The sequence below is a fragment of the Candidatus Thiodubiliella endoseptemdiera genome (genome assembly GCF_964212635.1).
In the GTDB taxonomy this organism is placed as follows: Bacteria; Pseudomonadota; Gammaproteobacteria; order PS1; family Pseudothioglobaceae; genus Thiodubiliella; species Thiodubiliella endoseptemdiera.
Genome location: NZ_OZ156463.1, coordinates 32,192 through 56,996 on the forward strand (window position 1 = coordinate 32,192; position 24,805 = coordinate 56,996).

Below are 24,805 nucleotides of genomic sequence, written 5' to 3' on the forward strand. Positions count from 1 at the left end.
GGGATGAACTGTCTTCGTTTTTCGGCAATTATGCCATTTATAAAAAAGGAGACTACTATGTCTAATCAAGAAAAAAACCAAAAAAGTAACGAAATTAAATACTACTCGTCAGTTCATGCTGAGACGGGGTTTTTAAATTCACTAACGCTAATTGACAGTGAGCACGGAAGTGATTACTATGCAATGAAGTTTGCGGCTCAAAGAGGTAACTCTAACAAGCCATCAAGAGCAGCACACAGCGTTAGAGTTAATGGTAAACAAGCCAAGGAAGTGATTACACAAATCGCCGACAAGGTTAATGCCCAATTAGAGGCCAACAAGAAATTGTGGGATGCTGAAAAAGGTAAAGAGGCTTTAACAATTTTAATCACTTTAAACATTAGTGATACAATTGCAAAAAGCTATATGAATAAGCACACGGGCAAAGAAGTCAATTATATTGATGGTCGTTGTACTAGTATTGCCTATGTTCGCATTGGTGATGAAGTGATTTTTCAAAAAGAAGTTGTAAAAGCTGAGACTACTGAAGGAACTCAAGAAGTTGAGGTCGTTGTAGATGATGCTGAGGCACTTGGTATTACTGAGACTGAGAAAACTCAAGTAACTGGTACTGATGCAACTAATGTTGAACAAGTGCAAGATGTGACCGACACCCCTGAGGTTGATGTTGCAACTGGCGAATTGGCAAAAGAGGTAACTCTTGACCCAACAACTAAAGACTTTCAAGAGCGTAAAGTTCAATTGAAAGAACAAGGTTACACTTGGGACGCTGATAAGAAAGTTTGGAGTTTGTAATAATGCTGAAAAGTATTTTTTACAAGCTAACCAAGCATTTTGGTAATGTTGGTTCAACATTGATTGCAGTAGCGTTAGTTGCTATAATCATTGAAGAGGTTAGGTTATTTCAATCTATCAGTTTACTGGTAATTGGTATAATGACTATTATTATTACATCTTGGTATTTATCAAAGGAGGAAAATAATGACTAATCTAGACATTATGTTAGGCATCTTTTTGTTGATTGTTATTTTCACGGTTTCAGTAGGTTCATACATAAACCGTAGAAATAGTAACAAGCATAAGGTAACTTAATCCCAAAGAAAAAACAATATGTTCACTCTCTCAAGAAAGAGGGTGTTTTTAAGTGCATTCATTAGTGAGTGTATTTAAAAACACGAATTAAGACCGTAGCACTTCACGCTACAACTTAACCACTTGTACAAACACTGCAATCATGCAGAAAGTGACAACCGATGAGGTTGATGTTTGTTTAACCCATAGGGATGTTTACTCCTTATGGGGGTAAGCGTCTCTTTTTTAATAACAAAAGGAGAGGTAAAAATGAAAACAATTAAAAACTTTGTTTTAATCACACTTGTTTGTTTGACTCAATTAGTATTAGCGTCAGGTAGTTACACAGACAATGCACGAGTAATTTCTGTAGAGGATATTTACAGGGATCACACTATCAAGCACCCATATCAAGATTGCTACACTAAGGAATTTCGTCGAAAAGTGAGTGATGATTCTGTAACCAATGAAATTTTTGGTAGTATTATTGGTGGTGTTATTGGTAACCAGTTTGGCGGTGGTAGAGGTAAAAAAGTTATGACCGCTGCTGGTGCTTTATTGGGTGCTTCAATCGCTCATGATGGCAAAAGAAAAGGTTATGAGACAGTTAATAAGCAAGTATGTGAAACAAAATATACTTATAGTGTCGAAAGGCGTTTTATTCACTATTTAGTTAAATACGAATACAGTGGACATGTGTATTTATTTACAACAGGCAAAAAGCCAGGGGCAAACATTCGTGTTCATGTCCGTATTACGCCAAAGTAAAAAAAGTTAGGGAGGGTCATGAAAGTGATTTCTCTAAAGTTTTAAATGATATTTTAAAGTTTTAGAGAGATTATTTTGTAAAAAGTAGTCTCTATCATGAAAAGCTATCCCATAGCACTTCATCAAACTGGCAACTGACCGTAGTTGAAGAAGTCAAACGGTCCCCTTTGTGCATTGAGCGATTGCTTAAATTGTGCCTACAATAAGTTTTGTTCCCCACCAAGAAAAACGAGTCAATAAATACAACCTTTGGGAAGAAGTTGTTTTGACTATGGGGAAGCTTTTAACTGATTGCAGTTGAATAGCGAAGATGCTTAAAAACTGAAAAACAGTATTACAGCCAAATGTTAAATAAACCGCATTCTCTCTTGAGGGTGTTTTTAAGTGCATTCACAGAGTGCATTTAAAAACACAAATGAAAGAATTAAGACCACTGCACTAACGCAGTAACCCTTAACCACTTGTGCAAACACTACAATAACGTAGAAAGTGGCGGCGATGAGCCGATGTTTGTTTTAACCCATAGGGGCACTCCCTATGGGCAAGTGTCTATTTTTTAATAACGAAAGGAGAATGTACATGTGTGAAAAAAAATAGAAAATACGGATGAAAAAGTCCTATGGACTTTTGAAGAGTGGAAAAAAGAAAATGATTATTTGGATTTGGTGGAGCAGATTATTCAGTTACCTCTACCACCTCTTACAAAATATGCCATGATAATGACATCTCTTAAAATAGATGCCATGATGATGAGGTTTTACTTGGATTATTACTTTAAGAAAACTGAGTGCCACTTGGATGAGGGTAGCAAGATAATTGATTTCTATCAGTGTGTTGACACACTTATCGACCCAAAAGTGGTGGAAAAAATAGAAAATACGGATGTAAATATCCCTTGGAATTTTGAAGAGTGGCAAGCAGAAAATGGTGATTTGATGGTAGATATTCATTTAGATCAACACCCTCTTGAAAGAGATGCCATGATAATGGGGCTTTATTTGGATTATTACTTTAAGACAACTGAACACTGTCAGTGCTGTCAGTGTTTTGAGCCACGTGTTGAAAATGGATTCAACGATAACAAGGACAAGGTTTTATTAACCCAAAATGAGTAAAAAAATAAAAAATAAACAATAAAAAACCCACTTTTAAGTGGGTTTTTTATTGCCTAAAATTTTGCACACCAACGCTTGGTGTGCATAATCAATGATTTTTTTAGAAAAAGAGGCATAATTATAAAAATGAAAATAACAACAAATAAAAAAATAATAAATATTCTTGCCATTACTTGTTTATCTTTTATTTCACAAGTTGCACAAGCACAAGAGGAATTTAATCAATCACAAAAACAAAAATTGGATAATGGAATAAAAATAGACCGCTACACAATTATTAATACAACTGCAACACCTGCACAGGCAGACCTGTTGAGTGTTGTTATTAGCGTTAAATTTGCCCAGCATGTAATTACAGTAAAACAAGCAATTGAAGAATTACTTATCAAATCGGGTTACAATCTTAATAGTAATTACGAGTCTGAAAAAATTAACAATTTTCAACTGCCAGAGGTTCATAGAGAGATTGGGCCATTGCCATTAAATAAGGCAATTAAAGTTTTATTAGGTCCTGCGTGGGATTTTCAAGTAGATGAAGTATCTAGGTCTATTCAGATTGTCCAAATTGGAGATACTGCACTCCATGTATTAAGCCCTGATGCAAAAACCTTGCTTGAAAGTGTTATAAAGCCTGATATTCTAGATGAAGTGGTTGCTGTGTCAATTGATGATGAATTGTTAGCCGATGCTTTAAAGAAAATCCTGCCAGTGGGGTGGAATGTTCGATTAGAAAGCGAAGAGTTGGGGCAAAAGGTTGTAAGCACAATATCAGACGATTTAAAGCGTGCAACAGTTATCAAACAGATACTTTCAAATATCGGTGCTAATGGATATTTCTACAAGAAATTAAAAATGTTAGTTGTTCGTGACAATACCAAGGTGATTAAATAATGAATAAAACAATTCTAATGACTGCGATAATGCTATTGTCGTTAATTATCTCAGGTTGTGGTACAAATGAAACCAAGGTAAGTGTAGATGATACAATTAAAAATATACTGTCTAAAGAACAGTCGCCAATTGTATTTGAATCTGAGCCAACACCTGCATTCATTGTGGTGAAAAGCCCGAAAGATAAGAGGCTAGAGAAAATTGTAAATATTGCTACCAATCAACCTATAAATGTCATTGCTGCCATAGATGCTGCTGATAGTACTTTGTCAGTATCAGCCGATGAAAAAGTAGATTTGAAAAAGATATTTATTGTTAAATTTAACAACCAATCAATGGGCAGTTATTTTAGATATTTAGAAAACATCACAGGCTATGCACTAGAGTTAAATGATGGTGTTGTTTATGTGCGTTCAACACAATTCAAAATTTGGAATTTGCAGTCATTATCAATGGTGGATGAGGTTAGAGAAACCAGCGCCAAAAAGGATATTCAGTCAAGTGAAGGCAATGATGCTAGTAAAGTCTTAACTACACAAACAAACTGGACTGCTATCATTAATCATGTCAAGAATATTATGAATGGGGGTGCGAGTCAAACAATTCAAGGCAGCAGTAAACAAACCACTATTTTCAGAGATAAAACTCCCGTTATTGTAACCGATAATCAACAATTAGGAACTATATCAGCATTTGGTTTGCCAAGCAGAATACAGCAGGTTGATCAATGGATAAAGCGCTTAATTAGTGCATCGAACAGACAAATTCATCTACAAGTTCAAGTGCTTGATGTCATAGTGGATGATTCGGCTGGGCAGGGCATCAATTGGAATTTAATTTCAAAGCAAAGTTCGCAGATAAAAATTAGTAACGCCTCACAACAAAGTTCAAGTGGTGCTGGTATTGCTTCAATTGGAACAGTCGCAGGCACAGTCATTGATTTAGGTAAAAAAATATCGCTTGACTTTATGCTCAATTTACTCAGAAAGCAGGGCAAGGTCAAAGTAAGCAATCAGCCAAACATAACAGTTAGCAATGGTCGTGAAGCATACATCACGACTGGGGATGAGTTTAGTTATGTTGAGTCAATTAATGCACAAAAAGATGCACAAGGGCAAGTAACGATTACTTCAAATGTAGATCGAATGAGTGTGGGTGTTGATATGCGAGTAACGCCTAAAATATTAGAGGATGGTCGTATAGTTGTTAAGATTGTTCCCGTTATATCAAGTGTTAAATCGTTCACAACACTAACAACAGGTGCAGGCAATTCACTTCAAAAGTTTGAAACCCCTAACATCGCTCTGCAAAAGTTAACCACACAAGTTATTGTTGACTCTGGAAAAACAATCCACTTAGGTGGGCTTATCGCCTCTAAAGTGGCAAGTGCTTCCAAGGGGTTGCCTGGTGGTGGTTGGATGGATTTTATGTTCAAGGGGCGTAAAAGTTCTTTGGAGCGTAGAGAAGTCGTTATTCTAATTACACCAACGATTGTTAAGTAAGGGTTTTATAGTTTAGATAATAATTATGATTTAAAGATTGTGACAGAAGTAGAAGAGAGTATTTTGGGTCAATATTAGAGTTTTTGAATTCTAAGATTGACAAATTTTTTTAAAAGTAAAAAGGAGGGAGTAAATGTTAAATATTAATAAGGTAGTCATTGCAGGGCATGTTGGTTCTGTAGAAATTAGATATACGGGTGATGACAGTGTGGTGCTTAACTTATCAGTTGCAACTAATAGGCGCTGGACAGACAAAGACGGCAATAAAAACGAAGCTGTTGAATGGCATAGAGTGATAGTTTTTGGCAAACTTGCAGAGTTAGTCAAAGAATGGGTGAAAAAAGGCACTCAAGTATATGCCGAAGGTGTGTTACGCACTCGAAAATGGCAAGATAAAGATGGCAATGATAGATGGACAACAGAAATAGTACTATCTGGATACAACGCCATATTACAAGTTGTTGATAAGAAAGAGCAAGAAGTAAAAGAACCACCAAAAGTTGAAGAGGCTGATACTAATGGTGCAGCAGAGCAAACGCCTGATGATATGAGTTGAATTATCCGAAATTGAGAATAAGCACTAGCATGAATCAATCCAAATAATTGTGAGTGTCGGATGGGTGCGAAGCCCTAATCTATTAACTATCAAGGAATAAAAAAATGAATAAATCTGAATTAATTGATGCCATTGCATCAGAAACAAACCTTTCTAAAGCAGACGCAGGTCGTGCATTGAATGCAATAACGAAGGCTATTATTGACACTATGTCCAAAGGTAATAATTAATAAAGTGTTTAAGTCTGGCGCTCAATTTTCTAATAATGGAAATAACTACCATATTGTACATGATCATATCGTTGTGCTTGATGGTGAGAATAGGGCTATTGATGAAAATCATTTCATCTATTCAAAACAGAAAATTGCCAGTGGTTTGGAAATTGGTTTTCTAAGCGATTATAAAGTAGTTGAATGCCAAAACCCAATTGGGTTTTGGCAAACCATATTAAATAATTATGACTTTGACTATTCAGGTAATTTTAAATACCAATTTAATCTTGTTGGTAGCGACACTGAATTATATTTAATTTCGTTTGATACCAATAAGGGTATCACATTGCATGCAGATGTTAATCTTGTCAATCTTAGTGATTTTGAGTCTATTGAAGTTGATCCAAATCGTTTTAATAAGTTTGACATTATTAAGACTAAACAACAAGCAAAACAAGATAAAGTCAATTTTTGGCGTGGTCTTATTATTAAGCACATTGTGTTTTATATGGTTATTGCAGTGAGTGTATTCTCGTATTATCAGTATCAACACAGTGTTTTTAGTGAAGGAAGAAATTATTCGGATTCTTTGAAAATGCAGATGCATTCATTGAGTGATGAGATAGAGGGTATTAAAGAAAATGTAATCACATTAGAGACGAACAATCAGCGGTCTCATATTGTCAATTTGTTAAATATTTTGAGTGGCAGTATTGTTATTCAAGAAAGTAGTCTTGATTTAACAAAATCTTTTGCAACGATAACCATTGATTTCTCTGATTTAGAAATGATGAAGTATATTGCTCAATCCAATAATGTTGCATTAAAGATTGAAAGAAATTTTAGTAAAAATACAGCAAATATTACTTGGGAAAATAGAGGTAATCAATGAAATCCGTGATTCTAAACTTACCTATATTTATCTTACTCAATAAATTTAAGAATTTAGCGATATTGATATTAGTTAATGCAGTGGTTATATCCATCATTTTTAATGCCGTTAGTGGTTTATACGGTATTAATTCAAGCAATTTAGAGCAGAAAAACAATCGGTTTAAGGATTCTATTAGTAATTTGTCGTCTCAGTTAAATGATTTGAAAAGTGCCAATACAGTTGATAAAGTTAACTTAGATCGACAAGTGGTTATTTTTAAAACAATTGTTTCGGCATTTAGTAATGTGAAAACATCGGCTTTTAAAGAAGACCACAAGGGCTTTATTTATGCAATCAGTGGTGAGACTAGTGGCATTGTATTTCTAGCCTACAAAATTAATCAAGCCATTGACAGTTTGTTTATTAAAGCGCAAGTTAAAGACTTGTTAATCAAAGGTAAGACCAGTGTTTTAAAAGTGAGAATTTTCGGAGTGATTAAATAATGATTAATATTAGAAACAACAGTATTTACCTTGTAAGTGTCATGAGTGTATTGATTGCATTCAGTAGTGTTACTGTGGTAGATGCACAAACACCTATTGAGACACAAGTGAAGCAAATGGATAATTTAAACGATCTCAAGTATCAGTTAAAAAAGACCCAACTTGAGGGGCAATTGGCACAAGCAAAGAAAGCGTGCAAACTTAACGACGGTTGTTTAAATAATAGTGCTATCGTGCCTATCATCAAAACAATTGCATCAAGAACAGAGAGCGAAAACCAAAAAAAATCAAATAATACCAACAATATCGAAAATTTATCTAATTTATCTATTGTGGCAATTGTCAATGGCAGGGTGTTCTTTAAAAATTATAACAACTCCTTCAAAGTAGGAGACACCCTAATTTCTGACATTAGAATTGAGAAAATAACAAATTCATCGGTTACTTTGATGAACGCTAGTAGCAGCGTGCAAAAAGTAATAAACATTGATTGGAGTATGGATTAAATGGATATTTGGCAACAATTAAAACCTCAATTAGAAGCACTGTCTGTAGAAACAGATAGTTTAAGTGAGGTCTTGTTGCATGATAATGATGAGGTCATGCCGCATTTGTGTCAAAATTTAGGTATTGACACAATCAAACAGGTATTAGAAGGTGCTACAAACTTAGATATATTGGTGTTTGACGAAAAATATGAAGGGGCAGTTGTTATTGGCAGTAGCACTACTTATTTAATTGTTGAGCATAATAACGAATATTTAGCATTTAGCGCCAATCCTTTTTCCAGTCTAAGTAATTTTGAAATTCGTAGCGCTTTAAGTAGCGCTTTAATAAATAGAAAATTAAAAGGAAGTATTGGCTTTATTGAGCCTAATCACCCACTGCTTAATTCACAAGAAAAAGAATCAAGTAGTGGCATCAATTCAAGAGTGATTGTTGAGTCACTTCTTAATGAAGCCATTGAACTCGGTGCTAGTGATATTCATATCGAGCCGAGAAACGCCACACACTGCTGTTTCAAATTCAGAGTAGATGGTATGAAAATTAACTCAGGAATAGCAGATGTTAGTAATGTTAATTTTCAAGCGGTTGCCGCTGAGATTAATAAATTGTTTGATATTGATATTGGCACTTACAATGCAATCCAAGAGAGACAGGCTGAAACCTCTAAAATTAATGTTTTTGACAGTAAACAAAAATCTGTTAATTTGAGATTGCAGTTAAACCCATTGCATGTCAGATTTAAAAAAGGCACACAAAAAGGGAAGCACATTCCGAATTATGTCATTCGTTTAATTGGTGCCACTTCATTTAGAGCCTTAGATGAAATAGGTCTTACAACATCACAAGTGGACAACATCACCGAGATATGCAAACACAATAATGCAGGGATTTTTATTGCGGGTCCAACAGGTTCTGGCAAAACAACACTGGCTTATGCTATTTTAGCCACAATACACAACCAACGACCTGGTATTAGTGTTATGTCAGTTGAAGACCCTGTTGAAGTTGATCTACCCAAGACCCAACAAATGAACATTACCAAAACGATTGGTTTTGACAAAGCCTTGAAAGCAATTCTAAGGTCAGACCCAGATGTTGTATTTTGTGGGGAAATTAGAGATAAATCAACAGCACACCATGTGTGTTCTATCAAAGAAGTGGGAAACGCTATTGTAACCACTATACATGCAGATAAAGCATTCGATGTAATTGATCGCTTAAAAAGTACCAGTAGCCAGGAGAGTTTTGCTGTTGCCCTTGATATTATCGCAAAGACGGTATCAGTGATTATTATGCCTAGGTTGGTTCGTAAGGTATGTCAACATTGTGCGGTTGAGATTAATGCCGAAGAAGATGAACTTTTTGAGCAGTATAAGTATTATTTTGATAATGCTTCAGTTAACATCAAACAAAAAAATGGATGTGAATATTGTAACAACAATGGCTACAAGGGTCGCACTCAAGTTGCTGAGGTATTTGTTATTGATGAGAATGTGCAACAAATGATTATCAGCAATCAGTCAAGTGAAAAGATACACGCCGAGGTATTAAAAATTCAAAACAAAGATATTTATTTTAATGCAACAAGTCTCGTTGCAAGCGGCACTACAACATTGGATGAAATAACCAGAATACTACCCTCTAGGTTGAATTTTGGTTAAGAGTAGAGAAAGTAGGGCAGAGAAAGCAGGGTATGGAAAGTAGGGCATGAGTTCACTCATGAGTCAAATATATTTAATTATAAAAAGGAAAAAAATGAACAATTTAAAAACAACGAATAACAATAAAAAAGAAGGTGGATTTTCAATTATTGAGTTAGTAATGGTTCTCGCTATTATCGCCGCTGCTACGGCAGTGGTTTTATTTGCAGGGAGTAAAATGTTTGGTCAAGCGAAGAAAACACAAGTGATTAACGATACAGCGGTTGCAATCCCTTCGGCTATTTCAATATGTTCTTCTATTCACAGGGGAGTTTTATCAAGTTGCAATAAAGACAGTTTAAGAAGAAAATCACAGACATTAGAATCAACTACTGCCTGTGGAGACATTTGGACTGTGGTTGCCACAGCAACAAAAGTGGTGCTAACTTACCCATTGGATTCTTGCGAGAGTAAAAATGATATTGGTAACGAAGTTGTTGAGTATGTTAAAGAGCTTCCTAGAATTGATGCAACCAATACCAATTACACCGCTTCATCTTCAGATATAAAAATAACTTATCTAAAAAAATAATCATGCATTATAAGGTTGCATACACAGTTGCCGATATCGCCGCATCAGTGATAGTTGCCATTGATGATAGCAATAATATTGATGCAGATATTGCCAAGAAACTAGGAATCACTCCCTCTCAAATTCTAAAGAAGAGTAAAGAATTTGGTGCAATAAGGCAAATTATTAAAGAAGATGATTTGTTGATAATCTTATCAACTTTAGAAGCGGTGTATTTGTCAAAGTCAAAAACTTTGGAGCAATCATTAATAGATACTGTTCTTGATTTTTATCCAAATGATAAGAATTTGCGACAACTAACTAAAATTTGGATATTAAAAAGTCATTCTTTAACTGAGATGCTGAGTGCAATTAATGTTGATGTTGTCATTGTCATTCTCTTAGAATCGGGCAGTGCTGGCAATATGTCTCAAGCGCTAAAAGAGGCTAAAAAATATTGTAAACTATCCAATGAATCCAAAAAACTTTATAAAACTGGCGCCATTCCGAATGTAATGTTTAGCGCTTTGTCTATTGTGTTAGTTTTAGGTATGCCATTTATGCTTGCAGAACCTTACAATAAAATTGTGCAGATTAAAAAAGTTGCTGAACCCGACATGATAGCATTTATGAACTTTGTAGTTGCCAATATTAGCAGTATTGTCCTTGTTTTAGTTGCAATAATAGCCTTGGTTGTTTTTTCATTCGTCAACGAGCGCTTATTTGATAAGTTGAAAAAAATAACACCTTGGCGTGTTATCAATGACTTGAAAAATTTAGAAAGTGCAATGAATTTTTTGCCAATTTACACCACACTCAAGAGCATTAATTATTTAGATGTTGATGTCGTCAAATTTTATCAAAAAATTCAAAAAAAAGTGGGTGGCGAATTGACTGATGGCATTAATCAGGGTCAATCATTGTCTCAGGCTATAATCAATACCTCGTTATCACAAAGATTGTCGAAGCAATTATCGGTCATATTTGAGATTGAAGACCAGTCTATAAAGAGTGAAGTGGCAGGTAGCACAATTGAGGCACTGAATGCACAAATAAAAAGACAAGCAAAAAAAATATCGATACTAATGCTTTTGATGAGAAATTTCTTTTTATTGCTCGCAATCTTATTCTTTATTGGTGTGTATGCAACAGGATTGTCACTATGAAAAACACAAACAAAAGCAATAAAAACAACATAAACAACACAATAACCGCAAACCAATCAATCAATAAACAAGCAGGTTTTTCATTAATGGAATTGATGATTGTGCTTGCCGTTATTGCTATGCTTACGCAAATTAAAATCACAGCAGATGCCAAGGCAGATATTGCACAACAATCAATGGCAGATGTCAAAAGAACCATGCAAGAAATCGAATACATTCAAGCCGCCGCTAGTGGCTATCTTGCCGATAAAGGCACATGGCCAGACTTTGCTAATAGTTGCAACAATGCGATTAATGTACTCAAAAATGACCCCGATTCCTATTTGAACTATATCACTACCACCAGCCCTTACAATACGCAATATACAACAAAGTGTAGCACAACAAACTTTACCGTCAATGTGAGAAGCGATAAAGATTTTGCCGCACCATACATTGCCGCACAGCATCCTGGGTCAATACTTCTGTCAGCACCAAATGATGACACAACCGCCAGTTCGATTCCTAGGCCGCTATCGCTCTCACAGTTTCTGCATTTAGATGGATCAAGAGCAATGCGGGGTGATTTGAATATGGGTGGTAATGCTATCACCGGGGTATCGGATATAGAATTTAACGGTCAAGATCTTAAGTTAGGCATTGGTAAATTTGTTTCAATGAGTTCTTTTTCGTTTAACTCTTTAACCGCTATAGTCAACAAACCTAATTGCTCTCAAGGGAGTGTCACTGGCGCACCAAAGATTATTTTAAGAATACATGGGTTTGAAACAACAGAAGGGGGAGCGTCAGGCATTAGAAATATATCTTGGGCCGCTAGATTTAAAGATATGAGTACATCACAATGGCAACTTGATACGACAGGATTAAATGCGATTACTGGTGTTGCTGAAACATTTTGTGATTATGGCAGTTGGAATCGATGATGGATAAAATCACAAAAAGATTTGATGCAATTGCCTATGTGCGACCGACTGAAAAATGCAATTTGCGCTGCAAGCATTGTTTTATTCCACCTAATCCAGCAACAATGTCCGATAAACAAATATTGGATATACCTAGACAATTGAGTGATGCCGGGGTAACTGGCAATGTTCTGTTGCAGTGGCACGGTGGCGAGCCATTACTTATTGATCCAACAAGGTGTGAAAGGTTGGTTATTGGACTTAACGCCAACAAACAGAATATTAACTTTTTACACGGTGTTCAAACTAATTTAGTTGTCTTAAGAGGTTTTAGCAAAAAGAAGCGTGATAAATGGTATCAAGTTCTGTCCACATTTTTTGATTTAGATTTAATAGGTGTTTCTTTTGATAGTTCCATTCGAGGTATTAATTTAAAGTCGGAACAGTTTTATGAATATTTTGAAGCGTCAATTGGTGAGATAAAAAGTAATCAATATTTTAAAGATGATTTTTCACCTGCATTAACCATAACTGCGGCAAAACCTTTTTTAAAAATTGTAACAAACTTTAAAACAAGTATGTTATTTTTTGAATGGCTTTATTTACAGCAACTGCATAAAGTACATATTGAAAAGCTAACCCCTACCGGTGATGCGATTAAAAACTGGAATGAGATTGGTGTTAGCAACCTTGAGTATTCAAAGGCAATGGGTAAATTTTATTTGACTTATAGGCGTTACAAAGACTTACACCCTGAAAGTCTATTGGCAATTTCACCATTTTGTGATTTTGAATATGCCATTCAATGTGGTGTGCAAGGCAATATTTGTGCCACTGGTGCTTGCCAAACCAGTATGTTTACATTTTCCAGCAAGGGTATGATAAAAACTTGCACAGCAATTGCAGGGCACAGTGAAGCTCAATTGGAAAATTATCAAAACAAGGTGAAAGCAAGGTGTTCTGAGTGTGAATTTAATAATATTTGTAATGGCGGGTGCCCTGCTCATCACAATGTTATTGATGGTTCTGGTGAGTGCTCTGGTGCTTATCAACTGCTCAAAAAAATTAAAAATATAAATATAAATACAGGGGAGTCATTGTGATACACGAAACGACAGAAGTGCTAAACAGAAGAGATTTTTTATCAAAATCATTTAAAGCAATGGTGGGAGCATCAGTAGCGATTATGGCAACCAAAGTACCGGCTTATAAAATTGAGCCAGGGCAAGACAGCACAGATGTTGTTATCGATATTTTTACTGGTGGTACCGATGTTATCCCACCCCCAATCCATTCTAGTGGTAGAAGTTGGAGATAAAGTGATAAGTTTAGACAGCATCAATTTAAATCAAAATCCTGATTTGATACAGCCACCAAAGGTTGATGATAACATTGTTCGTATTAGGCTTATTGCTGATAGCAACGACATAATTACTGCTGATATTATTGATGTGGCACTTTCTTATTCCATTGCAGGCATTGAGGTTATTTTAGAAATACCATTTGAGACGAGAACCGAGTTTAAAAACAAACAATTGGCATCGCTTATCTCCAATGGCAGTTGGTCTTTATCCTTACTACCTCCTATTGAATATAGTGAAGTATTGGTGAATGAATACTGTGAAGAGGTGGTTGAGTGGTATCAACTATGGCATAGCACAACAATGCGTAATTTTGAGCAAACCATCTACCCAGTCACCCCTTATTGTGAGTACCTTGCCACGAATTATTTAATTGATAAAAATGCAGAGGGGTTAGTAGCCAATGATATTCAAACGCTAAGAGATTTAAGTGCCAATCCAAGCAATCCGTATCTTTTGCATTTTATTGACAATATGCAAACGGGTATTGCGAGTGAGTTTAAGCAAAAATTGCAAGACTTTATTAAAAAAAATGACCCCAGTTTTTATCAAGATATAGATTTGTTATCCTGTATTGAAAATATTGCATAATTATCATAAGTAGTTATGGTATAATTTACCTACAAATTAAATAAAGGAGTATTAAGGTGAAATGTCCACATTGTGACCAAGAAATTGATGAAGGGTTATTAAAAAAGCATTTTAGCAGCATTGGAGGTAAGAACTCTAAGAGAAAAATAACATCAGAGCAGCAAGCAAAAATGCAAGCTGGACGAAAAATAACAAAGGAGGATAAGGATGCAAAAAATTAAAATTAAAATTATACCGTTAATTGTTATCACACTTGTTTTGAGTGCCTGTGGTAGCGGTGGTAGCGACAATGGCGGTGACAACAACCTTCTGAAATTAACAAGCCCAATAGTTGACAGTACAGGTATTTTGGCGCACATAGCAGACACAAACCTGGGTTCATGGGGGTCAACCACGCAACAACATCAAAACTATAATTTAAAAAGATGGGATTACGAAACAACCTTAATACCGGTCAAACACAAGAATGAGTCTTTGGTTATCCAAGCCATGGATGAAATAGAAGACAAGCTTGGTTATACAATATTTGATAGAACCAGTCTAACCAATGTTACTGATGATGCCGTTACTCGTGGTATTATCGTTAGCATAGGCACTGCAAATTATACAAATGCTATTAATGGGAGACCAGCGTTTCAATCGGGAGTATGCGGACTTGCTTCAAGAGGCATTCCATCAAATGAAAATCCAGATAATTCTCATCTACCATATTATATGTATGATGTTAATGGGGCAATTAACGCAAAGATTTATATACATTTAGGATCCCCTTTTAAACCGTTAAATGAGTGTTATAACCGTGCTGTAACTCTACATGAATTTGCTCATGCGTTAGGGTTTCATTCTCATTTCAAAGGTGGCTTTTACGGTAATATCAGATATGTCACACTTGAAGATGGCACAGAGGCTTATTACGATGAAAATCCAAACGATAATTTTTGGAATGTGTTGAAAAATATTTATAACAACAATATTAACACAGCCAAAGATGATTTAGTTATTACTCGGTATTTTTAAATTTAGAAATAAAGATGCGGTATTCGGGCTTTAATTTACATATTAGATTAACAACGGCATGTAATGCTGATTGCAGTTATTGTAGCTGTGAGTCCGATGTACCTTCGGATAGAATGCCAATTAAAGATCTAAAGAAATCTTTAAGTTTTGCACTGGGAAACTTTTTATCAAGAACATCTGAAAAAAAATACTGTGGTGCAGAAGTTATCGGTGGTGAGGTAATGATACTGCCTACAAACTATTTAAAGCAGGCCGTTGAGGCAATAAGGTTGATTGTCGGTGATAAAGTCAAACGGGTTAGTGTAAGTTGTCAAAGTAATTTAATAGGATCTAAAGATAAAATTAAGTCATTAGAGGGGATGATTGATGATTGCCGTATCGGCACATCAATTGATTCTTTTACTGACAAAAGAACGATAAAAGGTGATGCGGATAAATATAGAAAGTTAGCTGCAAGAGGTGCCAATTATTTAAAAGAAATATCAGGCGACACAGGCAGTGCTGTGATTGTTTGCGACAAAGATAATATTGATAAAATTATTGACGAATACAGAATTGCACAAAAAGCTAAAAGAGAAATAACTATCCGTCCTGTTTTTGCAGGTAAACACACTATTGATTATTTGGATCCAAATTTGTTGGGCAAGCATTGGAAAGAATTAATTGATACTTGGTTTATGGAGGGCGATACGGTTGTTGAGCCACTTCATCGTATGACCAAGTCAATGCTTGGAATGCGCACTGAAGAGGTGGGGTGTCCGTATTGGCGTAGTTGTACGGCTAACAGTCTTAATATTGAACCTAACGGTGATATTTACACTTGTCAAGAAATGGCAGATGTTGGTGCTGGTAAGCTTGGTAATGCAATTCGTGGAGAGTGGGATGATGAGATGTATTTAACACTCAGTAAACGCCAAACAAATATTGATCAAGCGTGTCAGCAATGCCAGTGGTATAAATATTGCCAAGGGGGTTGTATGATGGAATCATTCACAGAGACTGGTAGTTTTTATTCACGACCTAACAATTGCACGGCATGGAAAATTATATTTAAAACACTCAATGACAACATCCAAAAACATGGACAAAAAACATCTGTTAATTGGATTAAAAAAATAGAGGCTTTAGAGTATTCAAGAATTAATCACTCAGTTGATAACCCAGTTAATCATTCAATAGCGGTAATAACGCAATGACCCAAATTAATAGGCTATTCATAAATACCACTATGGCATGCAATATGGATTGCCCAAGGTGCTATATTCCCAAAAATTTAAGAGATAATCACACTTCAAGGCTTGACTGTGATTATCTTGCCAAAACCCTTCAACACGAAAGTATTAGCCACGATGATGACACGATTGCAATTTACATGGGAGGAGAACCCAGCATTATCGGTGAGGAAAAATTGAGAGCGTATATGACTGTCGCAACAACAGCATTGCCTAACGCAAGACACACAATTGTTACCAATTTATTTAGTTTGCCAAATTGGTTGTTAAAAATGTCTCAAAATGAGTTTTGTCATCAAATTGAAACCACCTATGCAATGGGAAAAAAACAAACCCTTAACGGCAATGAGAAAAAATACCAACAAAGTTTTATTCAAAACTTACGCACGGTTACTCAGGCTGGCATTAATTGCACAGTCAATGTTGAAGTTAATATTGAAACAATCAAGGCGGGAACAAGTCCAATTATGGAAGTTATACAAAGAACAGGTGCTAAAGATTGGGCATTCGATTGTTCCATTAACTTTGATGAATTTAATACCAATCCGATTTACGATAGTTCCGGTTACCCCATTTTACAAAGCAATACCACTTTAGAAGAATACTGGCATTTTGTTAATAATATTAAACGCAATATTAAACAAAATAAGGCGGTAAGTGATGTGAGAATTGCCCCTCGTTCTGATGGCTTCAATATAGCAGAAAGTAAAGGCTTTTTAACTATTAATCCAAACAATACAGTAACAACCAATCCTTTGTTTTCAACAATGAAAAAACTACAATACCCAACTATTGATGCACTTAACGAATCTGGAATGAAAGAACAACACCAAAAAAGAGCAATTCACCGAATACGCCCCTGCATTGGCTGCAATGAGTTTGATGATTGCCAGGGTTTTAGTGCTCATGTGCCGATTCAGCAAGATGGCATTTGCGCTGGAGGTCTTGAATGCCAATAGAAGTAAATAATGAATTACTTAAACTTATGAAACTTTTTGATTTTAAGTTAATTGAGTGCTCGTTCAAAGGAGAGGTAACAAGATCGATGTTTAAGGTTGTTTCTAAAATAAGTCAAAAAGATGTCCAAAAACTATTTTTAAAACTAGGTTTTAATGATGTACATGAGGATCTTGTAAATATATGCTCAAATTTATCTTTGTTAGCGATTGGCACAGACAAGTGTGGCGATAATAAAGCACTAAAACTTTACTTTAAAAATATACAAGAGCGTTTTATTAATATAGCAGGTGATAAATCTTTATTACTTTTTGAAATCGCAAAACAAAATAAACTTGAGGTGATGTGTGCTTTAAATTTATACAAAGATAAGCAGAGTGGACTAACCAAAAAAATTTACCTAGACATACCAGAACAGGAGTGTAACTTGCAAATAATAGAACTAAAAGATTTGAATAAAAAATTATTAAATGCTTTGCCAGATTTAATGAATCAACTTAATTTTAATCTTGAAAAAGTAAATAAAATCAACAATACAATAGCCGTAATGCATGAAAATGATGTGCCACTTACTTGTATCGGGGTAGATATTGACTCAAGCGAAATAAAACTTTATTTTGACCATGGACAATAATAGACGACTTTTTCATATCAATGTGACTCGACAATGCCAACTGGCTTGTTCTCATTGTTACATTGATCAAGATATTAGAGACAACGGGCAATCAATGTCAGTAGATAAAATGCAAGAAATAGCAGAGGTCATTGGCGATACTTGTGCCGATGTGCATATCATTGGCGGAGAACCCACTCTTGTTAGTATCGATACGCATAAACAATATTTATCAATCTTATCAAAACTCAAAAACTCAAAAATAATGATTGTAACAGCATTACAAAATGCACGAGCAGTCAAGGTGGCTAAGTTGTATCAAAATATAGCAACTTCTTATGATCCAAACGCACGAACTGAAATTAATAACGACCAGTGGTTAAACAGAATCAAAACATTGAGAAAAAACGGTAACAATGTCCATGTGTGCACCTCTCTTAGTCAATCAGTAATTGACTATGGTGTCAACAAAGTATTAGATGAAATTTACGAATTTGGTTTTAGGTCTGTGCATTTGGCAGCAATGGTGCCAACTATAAATGCACTAGAAGAAACGCCAGACCCAATAGCAACTTCTGAAGCAATGATAGAATCAGCAGAATGGGTGCTTAAAAAAAGGAAAACCAATCAAAATAATCAAAATAACAACGAGAATATTTTTGTCTCCCCGTTTGATGGTTTGTTACAAGGTATGAGCAATTATGATGGGCTTAGATGTCCCGCCGGGGAGCAATGTGTCAATATAGAACCTAATGGTCAAATACATGCCTGTGTTGCCAAAGGTGGCGAGGTTAAAGATATTATTGATAACAAGCAAATTAAATCCACTGAAGAGCAATTGAGCAGCAATGATTATATAATTGAAGTTGCACAACACAACCGATCGAGAGTAGAGTGTTTTGGCTGTGAATTTTGGACGACTTGCAAAGGCGGATGTAGAGTATTAGCAAACACTGATATTGCAAAAAACTCAGCCGAGTGTGCAGGGTTTAAAACTTTTTTAAAATATGTAAAAGACAAAGAGACTGATAATTATGATTGAAACAGGCAGACTAATACTAACCATGATGCCAAGTTTGTATTGCAAACTTGATTGTCCTCATTGCTATTTAACCAAAGAACAACGAAAATCCAAAGCGTGTTTAACATTGGAGCAAATCAAAATCACAGTTGAAAAAATCAAAGATTATTATCATGACAAAGACATTAGTAATGTAGCAATAGATATTTATTGGTATGGCGGTGAACCAACAACAATGGGTGTAAAGCTGTTTAGTGATATGTGCGATATCATTAATAGTGCATTTGAAAAATACAAGGTGCGACACACACTACTCAGTGCGTTAATCGGCGTTGATTTGAATGTCTGGATTCCAGTTATTAATAAATATTGCAATGGCATGGTGCAAACATCTTACGATAGCCTTATGCGAGGTGTTCGTTATGATGAAAAGTGGCAAAAACAAGTCCAATATCTAGTTGCCCAAGGTCTGAAGGTGAGTACACTGAGCGTGTTCAATGAATTAATTTTAAAAGATGGTGCAAACAACACCTGGAATAAATTATCAAATTTAGGCATTAGCCAAACTGGCTGGCTACCGTTCCAAAAAAACACCCGCAATAATGCCACTGGTATGTTTATTGAGCATTCAACAAGTATGAATGAGTTCTCAGATTTTATGATTGAATTTAATCAGTTGAATCAATTCAAAAAACAAGGTAATCGGATGCTAATTAACAATGAATTATTTATTAACTCAATGGATACCAATGGCACTAATATGTCAAATACTGGTGCACAAACAGTATTTTTAATGCCCAATGGCGATATGGTAATGCCCGATTATGACAAAGACAATGTTGAGTATATGAGTCCGTTCGGCAACATATTAACCCAGTCCTTTGGTCAAGTATTAACCAGCCAATCCCGCAGAGATTGGATACGCAGACAAATTAATCGCAACAACAACCCAGAGTGCCTAAAGTGTGACAGTTGGGACTGCTGCCTAATGGAGTTTTGGAAAAACAACAGCAAAGACGACGATTGTTACGGAGCAAAGCGTTATGTCGATTGGGTCAAAAAGTCCTCACATCAAGCACCAACACTTATTGAAAATATTGCTTGAGTGATTTTTTTTATTGACGCTACCTGTATAGTGAGACCTTTGCATAAATCAACCCAAACCCACCAACATGGTAAAATAACACCCATCTAAAAACAGCCACAAAAATCAAAAAAATGTCCTGGAAACAAACAGCCCAAAACTCATTTGCAGACTCTCTTGTCGTTGAACACAAATCCCTATCAGAACCAGACGATGTGCATAACATTATCAATTGGCCTGAGATAGAACAAACACTTTCAAACCTGTATTCATCCAAGCGAGGTGCGCCCAGCTACCCACCACTAATGATGTTCAAGATTCTCATTCTTCAAGCTTGGTACGGACTAAGTGATGAGGCATTAGAGAAACAAATTGCCAGAGGAGACCTTTGCATAAATATGAATAATCATCAAAACGCCATCTTTCATCAAATTACAAACTTTTTAAAAACACCCTTATCCCTGCTAGGAGTGGATTTAAAAAATTTCCAATTTAATAAAATCTGTCATTTTGCTAATCATCCCTATTTATGCAAAGGTCTCAGTTAATTTAACGGAACTAAATATATGACAGGTTATAGAGCAAACTCGAAATGGAATGATCTGAATGAATTACTTTGTTTACAAGCATATAAGAAACTTGAGGAGAATAACTTTCCCAAGAAGTTGCTAACTGAACTAGCAAAAAAAATTGCTTATCAATCAGGTTTAACTTTAGGTTCTGTTAAAGCTAAAATAGGCAATTATAAATCTGTTGCAGGTGTAACTGGACACTCAAATGCATCTCAAAATACTTTATCTATGTATAATAACTACAATCACCTTAATTCATCTGAAATTCAAGAGTTAATGCAAAGTGATAAATACTTATAACAAAAAAAATCCAGCGGTGCAGCAAACATGGCACGCCATTTTGCTGCCGCAAAAGCCGCACCATGTTTGCTGCACCGCTGATTTTAGCGTTATGCTTTTAATACACAAGGAAGGCTAAATGTCTATTTCAACTATTAGTAGTAACATCTCAAGAGTACAAAAAGAGATTGCTGATATTGCTCATAAAGTTAGTTTAGAAACAAAAAAAGAAACAGCTTGCCAAATCCGTATTGGGCAGATACAGAGGTCAATTACAAAAAATACCAGTGATAGTTTGCGGAAAAGCAAAGCGAGTGAAATTGAGCGGAAACAAAATGAAATAGCGAATATTCATGTTAAAAAGGCTGATTTAGCCAAAAAAGATTCGGATAAAACAGGAAAGCTACTAAAGTTAAAACAGGATTTGGCAAAAGAAGAAGAAAAGGAGCGCAAAAAGCATGCTACCTCAGCTGAAAAAGAAAGAAAAAGGTTAGTTGATTTAGAAAAACGGCAACAAAAGGAACAGCTGGCTTATCAGAAAAAATTACAAATTGAAATTCAAAATACAGCTCGTATGACGGATATTGTTGAAAAAAATATTGTTCACTCTTCCGGTTTATCTTCAACAGTTGAATATGATTTATTCATTTCTCACGCGTCAGAAGATAAAGATGAGTTTGTGAGATCTTTAGCAGAAATGCTAGAAAATATTGGAGTTAAAGTTTGGTATGATGAATTTACATTAAAAGTTGGTGATAGCTTGCGTAAGAAAATTGATCACGGGCTTATAAAATCAAGATTTGGTACAGTTATCTTGTCATCTTCATTTTGCTCAAAAGAATGGACTCAATATGAATTGGATTCAATGGTAGCAAGAGAAATGAACGGACATAAAATGATTCTTCCAATTTGGCATAAAGTAACAAAAAATGACGTGCTTAATTTTAGCCCTGCACTTGCTGACAAAGTAGCACTAAATACATCCATTGATAGTATTGAAGAAATTGCAGGTAAGTTAGCAGAAGTCATATTGGAAAAAAGCATAACAAAAAAATCCAGCGGACGGCTCTAACGGCGTGGCAATAATGGATTAACTCGTTATCCGCCTGCGGCGTCTAACAAGCCAATCAACCCGACCTAGAGAATTTAAAATAGAGTAAACTCTAAATAAATTACTAGGCGGGTTATTGCCACGCCGTTAGGCGGCTTAATCCCTCCGCTTTCTATTTTTTAAAAAATAAAGGCTGGAGAAATAAAATGTTCAAAATAATTACAATATTTATCTTAAGCATGTCTATTATTGGCTGTATGACGCCGAAAGAGGCGGCATACATTATGAATTCCTTTTCAGATGGATATAATAAAGGTAGAAATTATTCAAATATAACCCCTTATACTTCAAGCCCTCCTGTTCCCATCACTTTTGGCATTCCACATAAGAAAAATAATAGTTATAACGATTTTTATAACAATTCAAATACAAATAGTAGCTACAAAAGTTCATTTGGAAATCAGTATCAATATGATTTAAGCAAACTAACTGACAGGAATCGATACAGCACCGATATGAGTGCTCAAACACGCGACCTCACCAATCCTTGGAAAAACTTAGAAAGAGGTATGGGTCAATATGGTGGTGGAAGATATAGAGACTAAATCTTTGAAATAGAAATATGTTAAAATATTCCTAAAATAATTGGGGTCAGTGTGTGATTAAATGAAAAATATTATAAAAGCACCTAACAAATCACTCCAGCCGACCGCTAACGCGGCAGCTGAATTCAAGCGTTAGCATTCTTAAACCGGAGGAAGCATGGATAAGCATGATGAAGTTTCAATAGCTCATATGACAATGATTCAAGGCATTGTCACTCGGCTTGAGACAAACTCCTTCACCTTAAAAGCAATAGCAATGACATTAGCTGTTGCTGTCCTCGCTTTTACAGGCTCAGTAAAAAATCCTAACTGGGTATATCCACTTTCAGGATGCTTGCCAGTAATAGTGTTTTGGATAATGGATGCAAAATATTTATGGCTCGGCAGGTTGTTTCGAAGATTATTCAACGCTGTCCGACTTCATGAAGTGGACACACCATTTGAAATGAATATAAAACCATATATAAAAGATGAACAATCAGTACTAAGAATAGCACTCTCTTGGTCTGTTTGTTGGTTTTACTTCTCAATAATAATTGCTTTTGCAATTGTAAGTTGTTTTTTCTTTACTCACGGAGGCTCATAATGGCTAGAAAATGTTTTTACAGTTTTCACTATGTACCTGATAACTGGCGCGTTTCAAAAATACGAAATATCGGCGCAGTAGAAGGAAACAAACCCGCATCAGATAATGACTGGGAAACGGTAACTGGTGGAGGTGATAAAAATAAAAAAATAAAAGACTGGATAGCGGGTCAAATGAAAGGAAGAACATGTACAGTTATCTTAGTCGGTTCAAACACGGCTAATAGAAAATGGATTAAGCATGAAATCAAAGAGTCGTGGAATGAAGGGATGGGAGTATTAGCCATTCATATCCACAATATAACTGATAGCAACGACAAGCAGAGTTCAAAAGGTTCAAATCCGCTATATTATGTAACGCACGGACCAACAAAGAAGAGACTATCTACAATTGCTAAAACTTATGACCCGCCAAGAACTACTAGCAAAGGGGTTTATGGGTACATCGCTGATAATATTGAGGATTGGATTGATGAAGCTATAAGAATACGTAAAGCAAACAATTAATGCTAACAAATAGCTCCAGCGGACAGTTTAAACTTGTTTTGCATTCGCAAAAACGTGCCACTTTAAACTGCCGCTGAGCTAGGTCGTTAGAGCCGACCGCATTAATTACACCAGCCTAATTTTTTACCACCATCATAAACATAGGCAAGTTTTTTATTTAATACTTGTTTTTCTAAACTATCGCCATCAATCAGCACATTGGCAACAATCCTAAAGTATTTGCCTCTTGCAATATTTGTCAATTTAATCACTTTGGCTTTTAACAACAAATTTCTAACAAAATCTCTGGCATTAATCGCTAATTCTTTCTCTTTTTTACATTTACCCCTAATCTCTGGGGTATCTATACCATTCACTCTAATAGCAATATTTTGACCAATTATTGGTGGCAAGCTATCAATATTGACCCTAAATGTATCTCCATCATAAACACTAATTACTTTTGATACAATTAGTGGGTTATATTGGGGGTTAGCGTAGCTATTAAATACCATTAAGAAGGCAAGCAATAGCATAAGGCTACACTTGCCAAAATAAATCACCATCACTTAACAACCATACAAACTATCACAACTACTTTTTTTGCTTCTCAATGGACTGTAATAATCAGATGATGGGCTGCCATAATACTTATTAGAGCCTGTGCTACCAGTATATGGATTGGTATTTCCATAATATGAGTAGTTATCTTCTACTGTGTTATTTCTATCACTTCGCTGATAACCTTTCACATAAGTTCCATTACTTTTGTAGTATCCATTAACATATCCTGCAATAGATTGAAAAGAAAGGCTTATTAAGCCCGCCAATAACAATGATTTCATTAACTTCATAATTTACTCCTTTTTTAATATTAAAAAAGGGAATTATCCCCTTAACTTGACAAGACAAATCAAGCCTCTTTCATTGTAGGGTTGCCTTTTCTATCTAAACGCATTACAAACTTTTTGTTTAATTCTGCCTTGGTTGGTTCTTTAGGGCGTTTGTGTTCTGTTGCATTTGGCTTTAGTAGGGCGTTTGCCACTTTGTTTAGGATTTTTTGGTTCATAATG

The 24,805-nt window shown here is 35.4% G+C and carries 30 protein-coding genes and 2 pseudogenes; 29 read left to right on the forward strand and 3 right to left on the reverse strand.

Features of this window, described 5'->3' with window-relative positions:
• The first annotated feature begins 57 nt into the window (after positions 1-57).
• The 29 genes and pseudogenes from AB8525_RS00190 (at position 58) to AB8525_RS00330 (ending at position 23,753) form a co-directional block, all read left to right on the forward strand.
• Positions 58-795, forward strand: a complete 738-nt coding sequence (locus AB8525_RS00190) for a DUF3577 domain-containing protein (protein ID WP_369177855.1) — start codon at positions 58-60, stop codon at positions 793-795.
• 546 nt (positions 796-1,341) lie between these two features.
• Positions 1,342-1,839, forward strand: a complete 498-nt coding sequence (locus AB8525_RS00195) for a glycine zipper 2TM domain-containing protein (RefSeq protein ID WP_369177856.1) — start codon at positions 1,342-1,344, stop codon at positions 1,837-1,839.
• Between the two features lie 665 nt (positions 1,840-2,504).
• A complete protein-coding gene (locus AB8525_RS00200) occupies positions 2,505-2,954 on the forward strand; it encodes a hypothetical protein (protein WP_369177858.1) in 450 nt (149 codons plus the stop codon).
• Between the two features lie 126 nt (positions 2,955-3,080).
• A complete protein-coding gene (locus AB8525_RS00205; RefSeq protein WP_369177860.1) occupies positions 3,081-3,845 on the forward strand; it encodes a hypothetical protein in 765 nt (254 codons plus the stop codon).
• Positions 3,845-5,347 (forward strand): type II secretion system protein GspD, encoded by a 1,503-nt coding sequence (locus tag AB8525_RS00210; RefSeq protein WP_369177861.1) that lies wholly within the window; start codon positions 3,845-3,847, stop codon positions 5,345-5,347. The genes AB8525_RS00205 and AB8525_RS00210 overlap by 1 nt, the downstream gene beginning before the upstream one ends.
• 133 nt (positions 5,348-5,480) lie before the next feature.
• A complete protein-coding gene (locus AB8525_RS00215; RefSeq protein WP_369177863.1) occupies positions 5,481-5,903 on the forward strand; it encodes a single-stranded DNA-binding protein in 423 nt (140 codons plus the stop codon).
• Positions 5,904-6,007: 104 nt separating this feature from the next.
• A pseudogene (locus tag AB8525_RS00220) lies at positions 6,008-6,127 on the forward strand (HU family DNA-binding protein); the annotation flags it as partial.
• Positions 6,128-6,137: 10 nt separating this feature from the next.
• The gene (locus tag AB8525_RS00225) at positions 6,138-7,007 is read left to right on the forward strand and encodes a hypothetical protein (RefSeq protein WP_369177865.1); all 870 of its coding nucleotides are present in this window, start codon (positions 6,138-6,140) and stop codon (positions 7,005-7,007) included.
• Positions 7,004-7,492: a hypothetical protein gene (locus tag AB8525_RS00230; RefSeq protein ID WP_369177867.1), complete on the forward strand. Its 489-nt coding sequence runs from the start codon at positions 7,004-7,006 to the stop codon at positions 7,490-7,492. The genes AB8525_RS00225 and AB8525_RS00230 overlap by 4 nt, the downstream gene beginning before the upstream one ends.
• Positions 7,492-7,998, forward strand: a complete 507-nt coding sequence (locus tag AB8525_RS00235) for a hypothetical protein (RefSeq protein WP_369177869.1) — start codon at positions 7,492-7,494, stop codon at positions 7,996-7,998. Before AB8525_RS00230 ends, AB8525_RS00235 begins: the two co-directional genes overlap by 1 nt.
• On the forward strand, positions 7,999-9,660 hold the full coding sequence (locus AB8525_RS00240) for a GspE/PulE family protein (RefSeq protein ID WP_369177871.1): 1,662 nt from the start codon (positions 7,999-8,001) through the stop codon (positions 9,658-9,660).
• A 46-nt stretch (positions 9,661-9,706) separates the two neighbouring features.
• Complete coding sequence (locus AB8525_RS00245) at positions 9,707-10,231, forward strand: prepilin-type N-terminal cleavage/methylation domain-containing protein (protein WP_369177873.1); 525 nt, start codon at positions 9,707-9,709, stop codon at positions 10,229-10,231.
• Positions 10,232-10,233: 2 nt separating this feature from the next.
• Entirely contained in the window at positions 10,234-11,376 is a 1,143-nt protein-coding gene (locus AB8525_RS00250) for a hypothetical protein (protein WP_369177875.1), read from the forward strand.
• Positions 11,373-12,299, forward strand: a complete 927-nt coding sequence (locus AB8525_RS00255) for a prepilin-type N-terminal cleavage/methylation domain-containing protein (RefSeq protein ID WP_369177877.1) — start codon at positions 11,373-11,375, stop codon at positions 12,297-12,299. The genes AB8525_RS00250 and AB8525_RS00255 overlap by 4 nt, the downstream gene beginning before the upstream one ends.
• Positions 12,299-13,381, forward strand: coding sequence for a hypothetical protein (locus AB8525_RS00260; RefSeq protein WP_369177879.1), 1,083 nt, complete (start codon positions 12,299-12,301; stop codon positions 13,379-13,381). The genes AB8525_RS00255 and AB8525_RS00260 overlap by 1 nt, the downstream gene beginning before the upstream one ends.
• The gene (locus tag AB8525_RS00265; RefSeq protein ID WP_369177881.1) at positions 13,378-13,596 is read left to right on the forward strand and encodes a hypothetical protein; all 219 of its coding nucleotides are present in this window, start codon (positions 13,378-13,380) and stop codon (positions 13,594-13,596) included. The genes AB8525_RS00260 and AB8525_RS00265 overlap by 4 nt, the downstream gene beginning before the upstream one ends.
• 1 nt (position 13,597) lies before the next feature.
• Positions 13,598-14,230 (forward strand): hypothetical protein, encoded by a 633-nt coding sequence (locus tag AB8525_RS00270; protein ID WP_369177883.1) that lies wholly within the window; start codon positions 13,598-13,600, stop codon positions 14,228-14,230.
• Positions 14,231-14,437: 207 nt separating this feature from the next.
• On the forward strand, positions 14,438-15,247 hold the full coding sequence (locus tag AB8525_RS00275; RefSeq protein ID WP_369177885.1) for a hypothetical protein: 810 nt from the start codon (positions 14,438-14,440) through the stop codon (positions 15,245-15,247).
• Positions 15,248-15,360: 113 nt separating this feature from the next.
• On the forward strand, positions 15,361-16,443 hold the full coding sequence (locus AB8525_RS00280) for an SPASM domain-containing protein (protein WP_369177887.1): 1,083 nt from the start codon (positions 15,361-15,363) through the stop codon (positions 16,441-16,443).
• Positions 16,444-16,475: 32 nt separating this feature from the next.
• The gene (locus tag AB8525_RS00285; protein ID WP_369177889.1) at positions 16,476-17,438 is read left to right on the forward strand and encodes a hypothetical protein; all 963 of its coding nucleotides are present in this window, start codon (positions 16,476-16,478) and stop codon (positions 17,436-17,438) included.
• Positions 17,429-18,070 carry a hypothetical protein gene (locus AB8525_RS00290; protein WP_369177891.1) on the forward strand — a complete coding sequence of 214 codons (642 nt, stop codon included), beginning with the start codon at positions 17,429-17,431 and terminating at the stop codon, positions 18,068-18,070. Before AB8525_RS00285 ends, AB8525_RS00290 begins: the two co-directional genes overlap by 10 nt.
• Positions 18,060-19,091, forward strand: coding sequence for a radical SAM/SPASM domain-containing protein (locus AB8525_RS00295; protein ID WP_369177893.1), 1,032 nt, complete (start codon positions 18,060-18,062; stop codon positions 19,089-19,091). The genes AB8525_RS00290 and AB8525_RS00295 overlap by 11 nt, the downstream gene beginning before the upstream one ends.
• On the forward strand, positions 19,084-20,175 hold the full coding sequence (locus tag AB8525_RS00300; protein WP_369177895.1) for an SPASM domain-containing protein: 1,092 nt from the start codon (positions 19,084-19,086) through the stop codon (positions 20,173-20,175). Before AB8525_RS00295 ends, AB8525_RS00300 begins: the two co-directional genes overlap by 8 nt.
• Positions 20,176-20,426: 251 nt before the next feature.
• Positions 20,427-20,528, forward strand: a pseudogene (locus AB8525_RS00305) (transposase); the annotation flags it as partial.
• Between the two features lie 192 nt (positions 20,529-20,720).
• On the forward strand, positions 20,721-21,026 hold the full coding sequence (locus AB8525_RS00310; RefSeq protein ID WP_369177896.1) for a hypothetical protein: 306 nt from the start codon (positions 20,721-20,723) through the stop codon (positions 21,024-21,026).
• A 118-nt stretch (positions 21,027-21,144) separates the two neighbouring features.
• Positions 21,145-22,077 carry a TIR domain-containing protein gene (locus AB8525_RS00315; RefSeq protein WP_369177898.1) on the forward strand — a complete coding sequence of 311 codons (933 nt, stop codon included), beginning with the start codon at positions 21,145-21,147 and terminating at the stop codon, positions 22,075-22,077.
• 185 nt (positions 22,078-22,262) lie between these two features.
• Positions 22,263-22,661, forward strand: a complete 399-nt coding sequence (locus tag AB8525_RS00320) for a hypothetical protein (protein ID WP_369177900.1) — start codon at positions 22,263-22,265, stop codon at positions 22,659-22,661.
• 157 nt (positions 22,662-22,818) lie between these two features.
• Positions 22,819-23,247 (forward strand): hypothetical protein, encoded by a 429-nt coding sequence (locus AB8525_RS00325; protein WP_369177902.1) that lies wholly within the window; start codon positions 22,819-22,821, stop codon positions 23,245-23,247.
• Positions 23,247-23,753, forward strand: a complete 507-nt coding sequence (locus tag AB8525_RS00330) for a TIR domain-containing protein (RefSeq protein ID WP_369177904.1) — start codon at positions 23,247-23,249, stop codon at positions 23,751-23,753. Before AB8525_RS00325 ends, AB8525_RS00330 begins: the two co-directional genes overlap by 1 nt.
• Before the next feature lie 101 nt (positions 23,754-23,854).
• On the opposite strand, the gene AB8525_RS00335 is transcribed toward AB8525_RS00330, so the two are convergent.
• From AB8525_RS00335 to AB8525_RS00345, 3 genes are read right to left on the reverse strand one after another with little or no spacing between them, the layout of a single operon-like run.
• Positions 23,855-24,298: a thermonuclease family protein gene (locus AB8525_RS00335; RefSeq protein ID WP_369177906.1), complete on the reverse strand. Its 444-nt coding sequence runs from the start codon at positions 24,296-24,298 to the stop codon at positions 23,855-23,857.
• Positions 24,299-24,301: 3 nt separating this feature from the next.
• Positions 24,302-24,586, reverse strand: a complete 285-nt coding sequence (locus tag AB8525_RS00340; RefSeq protein WP_369177908.1) for a hypothetical protein — start codon at positions 24,584-24,586, stop codon at positions 24,302-24,304.
• Between the two features lie 59 nt (positions 24,587-24,645).
• Positions 24,646-24,801, reverse strand: coding sequence for a hypothetical protein (locus tag AB8525_RS00345; RefSeq protein WP_369177909.1), 156 nt, complete (start codon positions 24,799-24,801; stop codon positions 24,646-24,648).
• Positions 24,802-24,805 lie beyond the last annotated feature (4 nt).

What these genes read in the sequence shown, in the direction of transcription:
- AB8525_RS00240 (WP_369177871.1), top strand. Translation starts at nt 7,999, where the DNA reads ATGGATATTTGGCAACAATTAAAACCTCAATTAGAAGCACTGTCTGTA.
- AB8525_RS00215 (WP_369177863.1), top strand. Translation starts at nt 5,481, where the DNA reads ATGTTAAATATTAATAAGGTAGTCATTGCAGGGCATGTTGGTTCTGTA.
- AB8525_RS00195 (WP_369177856.1), top strand. Translation starts at nt 1,342, where the DNA reads ATGAAAACAATTAAAAACTTTGTTTTAATCACACTTGTTTGTTTGACT.
- AB8525_RS00250 (WP_369177875.1), top strand. Translation starts at nt 10,234, where the DNA reads ATGCATTATAAGGTTGCATACACAGTTGCCGATATCGCCGCATCAGTG.
- AB8525_RS00260 (WP_369177879.1), top strand. Translation starts at nt 12,299, where the DNA reads ATGGATAAAATCACAAAAAGATTTGATGCAATTGCCTATGTGCGACCG.
- AB8525_RS00295 (WP_369177893.1), top strand. Translation starts at nt 18,060, where the DNA reads ATGGACAATAATAGACGACTTTTTCATATCAATGTGACTCGACAATGC.
- AB8525_RS00255 (WP_369177877.1), top strand. Translation starts at nt 11,373, where the DNA reads ATGAAAAACACAAACAAAAGCAATAAAAACAACATAAACAACACAATA.
- AB8525_RS00345 (WP_369177909.1), bottom strand. Translation starts at nt 24,801, where the DNA reads ATGAACCAAAAAATCCTAAACAAAGTGGCAAACGCCCTACTAAAGCCA.
- AB8525_RS00290 (WP_369177891.1), top strand. Translation starts at nt 17,429, where the DNA reads ATGCCAATAGAAGTAAATAATGAATTACTTAAACTTATGAAACTTTTT.
- AB8525_RS00315 (WP_369177898.1), top strand. Translation starts at nt 21,145, where the DNA reads ATGTCTATTTCAACTATTAGTAGTAACATCTCAAGAGTACAAAAAGAG.
- AB8525_RS00310 (WP_369177896.1), top strand. Translation starts at nt 20,721, where the DNA reads ATGACAGGTTATAGAGCAAACTCGAAATGGAATGATCTGAATGAATTA.
- AB8525_RS00280 (WP_369177887.1), top strand. Translation starts at nt 15,361, where the DNA reads ATGCCAATTAAAGATCTAAAGAAATCTTTAAGTTTTGCACTGGGAAAC.
- AB8525_RS00340 (WP_369177908.1), bottom strand. Translation starts at nt 24,586, where the DNA reads ATGAAGTTAATGAAATCATTGTTATTGGCGGGCTTAATAAGCCTTTCT.
- AB8525_RS00230 (WP_369177867.1), top strand. Translation starts at nt 7,004, where the DNA reads ATGAAATCCGTGATTCTAAACTTACCTATATTTATCTTACTCAATAAA.
- AB8525_RS00205 (WP_369177860.1), top strand. Translation starts at nt 3,081, where the DNA reads ATGAAAATAACAACAAATAAAAAAATAATAAATATTCTTGCCATTACT.
- AB8525_RS00235 (WP_369177869.1), top strand. Translation starts at nt 7,492, where the DNA reads ATGATTAATATTAGAAACAACAGTATTTACCTTGTAAGTGTCATGAGT.
- AB8525_RS00190 (WP_369177855.1), top strand. Translation starts at nt 58, where the DNA reads ATGTCTAATCAAGAAAAAAACCAAAAAAGTAACGAAATTAAATACTAC.
- AB8525_RS00335 (WP_369177906.1), bottom strand. Translation starts at nt 24,298, where the DNA reads ATGGTGATTTATTTTGGCAAGTGTAGCCTTATGCTATTGCTTGCCTTC.
- AB8525_RS00325 (WP_369177902.1), top strand. Translation starts at nt 22,819, where the DNA reads ATGGATAAGCATGATGAAGTTTCAATAGCTCATATGACAATGATTCAA.
- AB8525_RS00275 (WP_369177885.1), top strand. Translation starts at nt 14,438, where the DNA reads ATGCAAAAAATTAAAATTAAAATTATACCGTTAATTGTTATCACACTT.
- AB8525_RS00330 (WP_369177904.1), top strand. Translation starts at nt 23,247, where the DNA reads ATGGCTAGAAAATGTTTTTACAGTTTTCACTATGTACCTGATAACTGG.
- AB8525_RS00300 (WP_369177895.1), top strand. Translation starts at nt 19,084, where the DNA reads ATGATTGAAACAGGCAGACTAATACTAACCATGATGCCAAGTTTGTAT.
- AB8525_RS00320 (WP_369177900.1), top strand. Translation starts at nt 22,263, where the DNA reads ATGTTCAAAATAATTACAATATTTATCTTAAGCATGTCTATTATTGGC.
- AB8525_RS00285 (WP_369177889.1), top strand. Translation starts at nt 16,476, where the DNA reads ATGGCATGCAATATGGATTGCCCAAGGTGCTATATTCCCAAAAATTTA.
- AB8525_RS00245 (WP_369177873.1), top strand. Translation starts at nt 9,707, where the DNA reads ATGAGTTCACTCATGAGTCAAATATATTTAATTATAAAAAGGAAAAAA.
- AB8525_RS00210 (WP_369177861.1), top strand. Translation starts at nt 3,845, where the DNA reads ATGAATAAAACAATTCTAATGACTGCGATAATGCTATTGTCGTTAATT.